This is a genomic window from Paenarthrobacter sp. NEAU-H11, assembly GCF_050573415.1.
Classification (GTDB): domain Bacteria; phylum Actinomycetota; class Actinomycetes; order Actinomycetales; family Micrococcaceae; genus Arthrobacter.
Map to the genome: position 1 here is coordinate 38,004 of NZ_JBNZGA010000007.1, position 9,094 is coordinate 47,097.

The 9,094-nt window shown below is 68.6% G+C and carries 9 protein-coding genes; 8 read left to right on the forward strand and 1 reads right to left on the reverse strand.

Annotated features, from left to right (window positions below):
• Position 1: 1 nt before the first annotated feature.
• Both ACQ3DC_RS10565 and ACQ3DC_RS10570 read left to right on the forward strand, forming a co-directional pair.
• Positions 2 to 1,591: an ABC transporter permease gene (locus ACQ3DC_RS10565; protein ID WP_321215292.1), complete on the forward strand. Its 1,590-nt coding sequence runs from the start codon at positions 2 to 4 to the stop codon at positions 1,589 to 1,591.
• A complete protein-coding gene (locus ACQ3DC_RS10570) occupies positions 1,588 to 2,745 on the forward strand; it encodes an ABC transporter ATP-binding protein (RefSeq protein ID WP_321215291.1) in 1,158 nt (385 codons plus the stop codon). The genes ACQ3DC_RS10565 and ACQ3DC_RS10570 overlap by 4 nt, the downstream gene beginning before the upstream one ends.
• Before the next feature lie 58 nt (positions 2,746 to 2,803).
• Here the strand turns inward: ACQ3DC_RS10570 and ACQ3DC_RS10575 are convergent, their stop codons facing one another.
• Positions 2,804 to 3,421: a YdeI/OmpD-associated family protein gene (locus ACQ3DC_RS10575; protein ID WP_157239251.1), complete on the reverse strand. Its 618-nt coding sequence runs from the start codon at positions 3,419 to 3,421 to the stop codon at positions 2,804 to 2,806.
• 107 nt (positions 3,422 to 3,528) lie between these two features.
• Between ACQ3DC_RS10575 and ACQ3DC_RS10580 the strand changes: the two genes are divergently transcribed.
• From ACQ3DC_RS10580 to ACQ3DC_RS10605, 6 genes are all read left to right on the forward strand, one after another.
• A complete protein-coding gene (locus ACQ3DC_RS10580; protein ID WP_157239253.1) occupies positions 3,529 to 4,260 on the forward strand; it encodes a VOC family protein in 732 nt (243 codons plus the stop codon).
• 93 nt (positions 4,261 to 4,353) lie between these two features.
• A complete protein-coding gene (locus ACQ3DC_RS10585) occupies positions 4,354 to 4,893 on the forward strand; it encodes an NUDIX hydrolase family protein (RefSeq protein WP_157239255.1) in 540 nt (179 codons plus the stop codon).
• A gap of 88 nt (positions 4,894 to 4,981) precedes the next feature.
• Positions 4,982 to 5,956, forward strand: coding sequence for a DUF6707 family protein (locus ACQ3DC_RS10590; protein ID WP_430752191.1), 975 nt, complete (start codon positions 4,982 to 4,984; stop codon positions 5,954 to 5,956).
• Positions 5,957 to 6,039: 83 nt separating this feature from the next.
• Positions 6,040 to 6,768 (forward strand): SRPBCC family protein, encoded by a 729-nt coding sequence (locus tag ACQ3DC_RS10595; protein WP_323057693.1) that lies wholly within the window; start codon positions 6,040 to 6,042, stop codon positions 6,766 to 6,768.
• Between the two features lie 46 nt (positions 6,769 to 6,814).
• Positions 6,815 to 8,164 (forward strand): tRNA guanosine(34) transglycosylase Tgt, encoded by a 1,350-nt coding sequence (gene tgt, locus ACQ3DC_RS10600; protein WP_370460446.1) that lies wholly within the window; start codon positions 6,815 to 6,817, stop codon positions 8,162 to 8,164.
• Positions 8,165 to 8,206: 42 nt separating this feature from the next.
• Complete coding sequence (locus ACQ3DC_RS10605; RefSeq protein ID WP_430752192.1) at positions 8,207 to 8,956, forward strand: dienelactone hydrolase family protein; 750 nt, start codon at positions 8,207 to 8,209, stop codon at positions 8,954 to 8,956.
• The last annotated feature ends 138 nt before the right edge of the window (positions 8,957 to 9,094 follow it).

Below are 9,094 nucleotides of genomic sequence, written 5' to 3' on the forward strand. Positions count from 1 at the left end.
CGTGACTCCTGATCTCTCGGCTCCCCCTCGGGGGAGCTCGACGACGGCGGGCCGGGGCAGCAGCCCCCGCCCGCCTTTCGGCGTTTCTGCACTGTCCGCGCTGGCGGTGCTGATTGCCCTGTTTTCGCTCGTTCCGCTGGCCTACGTGGTGTACATGACCGCGGCAACCGGCTGGGACACCGCCGTCGAACTCATCTTCCGGCCGCGCGTGGCCGAGCTGCTGCTCAACACCCTCCTGCTGACGGCGATCACCGTCCCGCTGTGCCTGGTCCTCGGTGTCGCCGGGGCCTGGCTGGTGGAACGCACCGCCCTGCGCGGTGCGCGGATCTGGGCTGTGCTCCTGGCCGCCCCGCTGGCCATCCCCGCGTTCGTCAACAGCTACGCCTGGGTCTCGGCGATCCCGTCGCTCGGCGGCCTGGGCTCGGGAGTCCTGATCGCCACGCTCTCCTACTTCCCGCTGGTCTACATTCCCGCCGCTGCCGCGCTCAGCCGGCTGGACCCGGCCATCGAGCAGTCGGCCGCCGCGCTGGGCCTCGGCGCCTGGCGTTCCTTCTTCCGGGTAGTCCTCCCCCAGCTCCGCATTGCCATGACCGGCGGTGCGCTCCTGGTGGCCCTGCACCTGCTCGCCGAGTACGGGGCGTTCGCCATGATCCGCTTCGACACCTTCACCACGGCGATCATGGTGCAGTACCAGTCAACCTTCAACGGTGCTGCCGGAAACATGCTGGCCAGCGTGCTGGTGTTCTTCTGCCTCCTCCTGCTGCTGGCCGAAGTCAGGAGCCGCGGCACCGCCCGCTACGCCCGCATCGGCCCCGGCGCGCAGGCGAAGGCCCTGCGCCTGCCGCTGCACGCGTACCAGTTTCCCGCCCAGCTGTTCCTGGTGGGACTGACCACACTGGCCTTCGGCCTCCCCCTGTTCTTTGTGCTGCGCTGGGTGGCCTCCGGCGGGACCGCCGCCTGGGCCGCGGACGAGTTCCTGCCGGCCCTCCTCGCCACGCTCGGCTATGGCCTGACCGGCGCCGCGGCCACCATCGTGGTGGCATTTCCGATGGCATACCTGGCTGTCCGCCACCCCGGCTGGTTCAGTAAGTCCCTGGAACTCTCCAACTACATCACCAGCTCCCTGCCCGGCATCGTGGTGGGGCTGGCCTTCGTGACGGTGAGCATCCGGATCGTGCCGGGGATCTACCAGACCGCAGGGGTGCTGGTGGCTGCCTACGTCCTCCTGTTCCTGCCCCGCGCCCTGGTCAACCTCAGGGCAGGCCTGGCCCAGGCTCCGAAGGAACTGGACGAGGCCGCCCAGGCCTTGGGCAAGCCTCCGCTCGTGTCCTTCGTCCGGGTCACCCTGCGGCTCACTGCACCCGCCGCCGCGGGAGGCGCGGCTCTCGTCTTCCTGGCCATCGCCAACGAGCTCACCGCCACCCTCCTGCTGTCCCCCAATGGGACGCGCACCCTTGCCACAGAGTTTTGGAGCAAGAGCAGCGAGATCGACTACGCGGGCGCCGCGCCGTACGCCCTGCTGATGATCCTGCTCTCCGCGCCGATGACTTACCTCCTTTTCCAGCAGTCCAAGAAAGTAGCCGGACAGTGACAGAACAAGCCCCCTCGAGGCTGCCGGAGCCGCGGGTCGCACCGTCCGTGGCGCCCACCACCAACAGCCACCTGGAGATCACCGACGTCACCAAGAACTTTGGCAACCAGGCCGTCCTGAAGGGCGTCAACCTCTCCGTCGCCAAAGGCGGAACCACGGCCATTGTGGGCCCGTCCGGGTCAGGCAAGACCACCCTGCTGCGGCTGATCGCCGGGTTCGAGCACCCGGACACGGGCAGCATTGCGCTGAACGGCACCAAAGTGGCCGGCGACGGCGTCTGGGTGCCTGCGCACAAACGGCACATCGGGTACGTGGCCCAGGACGGCGCCCTGTTCCCGCACCTCAGCGTGGGGCAGAACGTCGCCTTCGGGCTCGATCCGGACCGCCTGCCGGGGGGCCGGCGTGCTGTGGCCGGAAGGATCAGCGAACTGCTGGAAATGGTGTCACTGGACCCGGCCATGGCCAAGCGCCGCCCGCACCAGCTCTCCGGCGGGCAGCAGCAGCGCGTAGCGCTGGCCCGGGCCCTGGCACGCGAGCCCGAACTGATGCTCCTTGATGAGCCCTTCTCAGCACTCGACGCGGGGCTCCGGGTAGCCACCCGCAGGGCAGTGGCGAAGGTCCTGAACGAAGCCGGCGTCACCACCATCCTGGTGACCCATGACCAGGCCGAGGCGTTGTCCTTCGCGGACCAGGTGGCTGTAATGCGCGGCGGCAAACTCGCCCAGATCGGCAACCCGTTCGTGGTGTACACCCGCCCCGCGGACCGGGCCACGGCCGAATTCCTGGGGGACGCGGTCATCCTGGACGCCTGGCTGGAGGGTTCGCTGGCAACCTGCTCCCTGGGGGCGATCCCCGTCCGCAGGCCGCCGGTCCAAGGCCGGGTGCAGCTGATGCTGAGGCCTGAGCAGATCAGGATTGCCGAGGACGGGCCCATCCGGGGAGTTGTGGTGGACACCGACTACTTCGGCCCGGAAACAACGGTGCGCCTGAAACTCTCCGTCCCGCCACAGCTGGCCTCCAGCCCGGACCACCGCTACCCCGGAGGCGGCGAGATCATCACCATCCGGCACTGGAACGCCTCCATCGCCCGGCCCGGCATGGAGCTGTGCCTGCGCGTGGTTGGCGAAGGCGTGGCCTTCCCCCTGGACGACTGACCCCAACTGGGTAGCGCTAAGTGTCGTTTTGGGGCCTCAAAACGACACTTGGCGCTACTTAGTTGGGGGCGGGCGGCGTGGTGGGGGCGGGACCCTTCTTCTGCGGGTACGGGGCCTCGCCCCGCGCCAGCATCTCCACGAACCCGGCAATCCGCCGTTCCCGGGTGGCGGCCTGCACAGCGGAGTTGACCCGGTAAATCAGCGCGAACCGGTTTGTCTTGGTCAGGACGTCGAACATCGCCTGGGCGGCGGGAACCGCGGCAATGGCGGCGGCCAGGTCCGCGGGAACTTCGGCCACGGCCTGCCCGCCGTATGCGTTTGCCCAGCGCCCGTCAGCCTTCGCTGCATTCACGGCCGCCCACCCGGCGTCGGTCATCTTCCCCGCTGCATCAAGCCGCGCCACGTGGCCGACGTTCCGTGCCGACCACGGGCTCCTCCGGGTCCGGGGCGTCATCCGCTGGAGCGACGTGTGCTCATCACGGCGGCGCGTCTGGCCATCGATCCAGCCAAAGCACAGTGCCTCGTCCAGTGCGGCGGCGTAGTCCAGTTCCGTCACGTTTCCGCCCTTTTTGTGCAGGACCAGCCACACCCCGGGGCTGGTGCTGTGGTTCGCCTCGAGCCAGTTGCGCCATGCCACCGCGTCCGGCAGCAGCAGTTCCTCAAGTTCAACGGCCATGCCCCCTATTGTGCTCCTGCAGCCCGCCGTGACAAGCGCCGAGACACCCGCCGGCCCACGTGGCAGTATGGGCCCTAAGCGTCCCGTTCCGACCCGAAGGACAAGCCATGCTCCGCGTCCGCCCCCTTCATTTCACCTCCCGGCCCGACTCCTGGGACACGCTCCTCACGGCGTTGGGCATGGTCATTACCGAGAACGACGCCGGGTGGCGGGTTTTTGACGCCGGCTCCGGCCGCCTCGCCCTCCACACCGTCCCCGCAGGCGCCGCGGAGGACGGCACCACAGCACTGGCGGTGGAGGTGGGCGACCTTGCGGAATTCGCCCGCCGGACCAATCTCGCGGCAGGGGAGGACGGCGCCGCCCCCGCGGAACTCGTCACCGCGGACCATGGCGAGGCCTGCAGGATCACGGCCCCCGACGGATTCACGTTCCTGGCGGACAAGGCGTCCCACTTTGCGCAATGCGCGGACGCCGACCCGGCGCTGGCCGTCGCCGGGGTCTGGTTCACCGAGGATCCCGCCGCCGCCGCCCGCACGCTGCAGCACATCGGGGCGCGCCCGCGCCCCGTTCCGGACCAGGACGACACTGCCGACTTTTCCACCAAGAACGGCGGTGTCCTGCTGGTGCGCCCGGCTTCAGGACCGGCACGTTCAGGCCTGGGCTTCGAGTACGACGGCGCGCTGGAACCCCTGCGGGAACGCCTCGCCTCGGCAGGTCAGCAGGTCAGCCTCACGGAGGAAGCGTTCGGACGCACCCTCCATGTAGCCAATCCCGACGCGGGCGGGCCCGGCGCCGGGCACGTACCGGCCACCCTCTGGATCGCCGGGCGCCACGGGTGACAGGCCGCGCCGGAACGACAGCCCGTGCCGACGCATTCCGCCGGCAGCTTAGCCTCGCCCTGCCAGCGGGGTCCCATGGGGTAGAACTTAACCATGAACGTGCGCACTCCTGACCCGAACCCCGGCTGGCTTTCCGAAGAAGACCTCTTTGAGGCGCGCGGGCGGCTGCCCATGGTGTACGTGGAGGCAGTGCCGGTGAGGCTGGACCCCCTGGGCTTCGTGAATGAAGTGGGAACCCTGCTCCAGGCGGACGAGGACGGAACCATGGTCCGGTCCCTCGTGTCGGGCCGCGTCATCTATCGCGAAACCATCCGCGCCGCCCTGCTGCGGCACATGGAAAAGGACCTGGGACCGCTGGCGTTCCCGCAGCTGCCCATCAGCCCCGTGCCGTTCACGGTGGCCGAATACTTCCCGGCGCCGTCCCAGACCGGCTTCACCGATGAGCGGCAACACGCCGTGTCGCTGGCCTATGTCATCCCCGTGACCGGTGAGTGCGAGCCCCGCCAGGACGCCCTGGAACTGACCTGGATGACCCCCGCGGAAGTCCTCAGCCCGGGCGTCCAGATGGAGTTTTCCGGCGGCCGCGGTGCCCTCATCCGCCAGGCCCTGGCCTTCGCCGGCGTGGGCTTCTGACACCCCGGCAGCAAGCTGGGGGTCCCCGATTTTAAGGGCCCGCCTTTGTAGACTGTAGGGCGGACCGCAAGAGAACTTAAGGACTCCCATGACCGAAACACCAGCCGCCCGTCACCATCTTGAACAGCAGGCTGGATCCCTGACCACCGGCAGCCACATTGTCCTGCCCGACGGCGGGCGGACAGCGGAGATACACCAGGTTGAGCTTGAACGGGACGATTTCGGGGCGCCCGCGATGGTCCTCGCCAGCCTGTCCGGTGGCGGTACCCTCCGCATCGCGGTGGGCACCACGGTCACGGTGCTGGCGGAGGGGTCCCCGGCAGCAGACGTGCCGCAGGAGCAAGCCAAGCAGCCCGGCGAAGAGCCTGCCTCCACTGCCGTCGTTCCCGCCGTCGTCGTACCTCCCCTCCCGCCGGTCCCGCCCGCGGTGACCGGTCCCAGCGAAGAGGACCTGGCACTGATTCCCGCACCTCAGGGCACTCCGGAATCAGTGGTGGAAGCCGCGGCCGAAACGCACCCCGACGCCCAGGGCGTGTTGCTGCTGGCGGACCGGCTGGCCAAGGGCGTCAACTTCAAGTCCGGCAGCTGCCTGAAGGACCTGAGCGACCTCGCCCACGAACTGTTCACCACCCTCAAGGATGCCGACGGTGCACTTGCCGTTGCCGACCTCCTCAATGTCCTGCCCTTCGACGGGAACCCGGGGCGGTGGGCGTCCGTGGAGGCATCCCTCGCTCTGTCCAGCTACATCTGCCGGCAGGACGGACAGGCGGAGCGGGCCGAGGTTTACGAAAAGCTGATCCGGACCCCGGAAAACCAGGAAACGGATCCGTTCAAGGCCAGGATGGCGGCGAAGGTCCGGCAGCGCTCGCTCAACGAGCCCAACCTGTACGACAAGGAGATCTTCCGCTCCATCGACAACTCCAACCACGACGCCGAGCGCGAATGGCGCCTCCTGCGGCTCGAATCCCTGCTGTTCCTGCGCGCCCACGGGGGCTCGGAAACCATCGGGATGGGCGAACTCGAGCGGCGGATCAGCAACGAGCTGGAAGCCGTCCGCTCCTGACGCTGCCCAACACCCCGGACAGGGTGCCCGGTTAGGTAATTTGCCCCTTCCCGGCATCCAGCCGGAGTTGTACATTCGGGGCTATGACCAACAATCTGAGCGTAGTGATCAACGCCGACGCGCCGCAGGTCTGGACCATGCTGCGGGAACCGTCCAAAGTAGCCCAATGGCATGGCTGGCAGGCTGAAGACCTGGACGCCGAGATCAAGGAGATCTACTTCTCCGGTGACGTTGAGGAGTCGCCGGACCACACCAGTCTCACCGTTCACGGCGGGGACACTTTTGAACTTCACCCCGAGCCCAATGGAACCCGGGTCAGCGTGACCCGGGGAGCGATTGACCACGATTCCGAGTGGGCCGCCTGGGACGAGGACATCACGCAGGGCTGGCTCACGTTCCTCCAGCAGCTCCGCTTCGCCCTGGAACGCCACCCCCACGGCAAGCGCCACACCCTGTTCCTGCACCTGACGGAAGGTCAGGGCTCAGCGATCGAGAAGCTCGGCCTGGCGGATTTGCCGGCACCGGGTGAAAGCTACCAGCTGACATTGGGGACCGGCGAGAAGATCAGCGGAAAGGTCTGGTACCGGACCAGCCACCAGGTGGGTGTCACGGTGCACGACTACGCGGAACACGGCGAGGGACTCCTGGTGGTGGCCGACCATCCCGCCATCAAGGACGTACGCGAAGAGGGCGAAGGGTCCCTGGTCATCGCCTCCACCTACGACCTTGGCGCCGCAAGGCTGGACGCCATCCGCTCATCCTGGGATGCCTGGCGGGCCGAGCACTACCCCGCATCGGAACCGGTCAGCTGACCGGCCCGGTTGCCGGGACGGGGCTGGTTGCTGGCAGACTTGTACGGTGCCAGCCAACCCTGCCCCAGCTCCACACCCTGCCGACGCCCCGTTTGAACCGGGCCCGCGCACTGCCGGCGATGAAGCACGGTCACGGCAGTCGGAGTTTTCCTTCCGGGTAGGCACGCGCCTGGCCGAGAGCTGCCCGCCGTCCGCCCCGCAGGAGGCATCCAACGGGGGCCGGTTCCTGGGACGTACCGGCACCATCTCCACGCCCCACGGCACGATCCAGACCCCGGCGTTCATTGCCGTGGGAACCAAGGCCACGGTCAAATCCGTGCTGCCCGAGGCCATGGCGGACCTGGGGGCGCAGGCGCTGCTGGCCAACGCCTACCACCTGTACCTGCAGCCCGGTGCGGACATCCTGGACGAGGCCGGCGGCCTGGGCGCGTTCATGAACTGGCCGGGGCCCACGTTCACGGACTCGGGCGGATTCCAGGTGATGAGCCTCGGCTCGGGGTTCAAGAAGGTCATCGACATGAAGACTGTTGCCGCCGCGGGCGCGCCCGGACCGGACGACGCGGTGGCCCCCGGCAAGGAGCGCCTGGCCCATATTGACGACGACGGCGTGTGGTTCAAGAGCCACCTCAACGGCGACCGGCACAGGTTCTCCCCCGAAATCTCCATGCAGGTCCAGCACCGGATCGGAGCGGACATCATGTTCGCCTTCGATGAGCTCACCACCCTGCAGAACTCGCGCGGCTACCAGGAGGAGTCCCTGGAGCGCACCCGGTTGTGGGCGCTGCGCTGCCTTGAGGAGCACTTCCGGCTGACCTCCTCCCGGGCAGGCAAACCGTACCAGGCCCTGTTCGGCGTGATCCAGGGCGCGCAGTACGAGGACCTGCGCCGGAAGGCGTGCCGGGACCTGGGCGCCATGCCGTTCGACGGTTTCGGGATCGGCGGGGCGCTGGAGAAGGAAAACCTGGGCACGATTGTCCGGTGGTGCAACGAGGAGCTGCCCGAGGACAAGCCCCGGCACCTGCTGGGCATCTCCGAACCGGACGACATCTTCACGGCCATCGAGAACGGCGCGGACACCTTCGACTGCGTCTCCCCCACCCGGGTGGCCCGCAACTCCGCGTTCTATACGCCGACCGGCCGGTACAACCTCTCCGGCGCCAAGTACAAGCGGGACTTCGGCCCGCTCCAGGACGGCTGCGACTGCTACGCGTGCACCAACTACTCCCGGGCCTACATCCATCACCTGTACAAGGCCAAGGAGATGGTGTCCGCCACGCTGATCTCCATCCACAACGAGCGGTTCGTGGTGAAGATGGTGGACGACGCCCGCCTGGCCATCGAGGACGGCACCTTCTTCGACTTCAAAGCCGACACCCTGGCGCGGTACTACGGGTAGCCAGCACGCCGCCGTCGGAATTGCGTCCGATATCCTGACCCCATGCTCATTGAAATCCCAGCCGCGGAAGGCACCGCGGAAGCCTTGCTGGCCCGTCCGTCCGGCGGCGGCGGGCCGTTCCCCGGCGTGATCCTGTACATGGACGCCTTCGGCCTGCGCCCGCGCATCGAGGACATGGCGCAGCGCGTTGCCGGCTGGGGGTACGTTGTCCTGGCCCCGAACGTCTTCTACCGGGACGGGACTGTTGCCGAGCTTGCCCCGAAGGGGGACATGACCACCCCGGAGGGCAGGCAGGCAGCCGGCCAGGCGGCGTTCCCGCGGATTGGCCGGCTCACCGCGGACAGGGCGCTGGCGGACATCGATGCCTGGGTTTCGGCGCTCAGGGCGCTCGACGGCGTTGCGCCGGGTCCCATCGGCACCTTCGGCTACTGCATGGGGGCCAGGCTGGCGGTGCGCACCGCAACGTCCCACCCGGAGTCGGTGGCGGCATGCGGCGGCTTCCACGGCGGCGGGCTGGCCACGGATGAACCGGACAGCCCGCATCTGCGGCTCGGAACGGCCAGAGCCGAGTTCGTGTTCGGCCACGCGGACCACGACCGGAGCATGGACGCCCAGGCCGTGGCCCGGCTGGGGAAAGCCCTGAAGGCTGCAGGACTTAAGGCATCCAACGAGGTCTACCGCGGAGCATCCCACGGCTACTCCATGGCGGACACCTCGGCCTTCCACGAAGGAGCCACGGAACGGCACTTCCGGGAGCTGCGCGCCCTGCTCGACCGGACGCTGAAGGGCTGACGCCACCTCACTGCGCTCACAGCGGCCTCCAACCGGGCCATCAAAACCCGGCGGTCTCACCCGACCAGGAAGCGGGGGGGGGGGGGGGGGGGGCCCCCCCCCGGGCGGACACCGCGCCGGCCGGGGCACCCCCGCGAC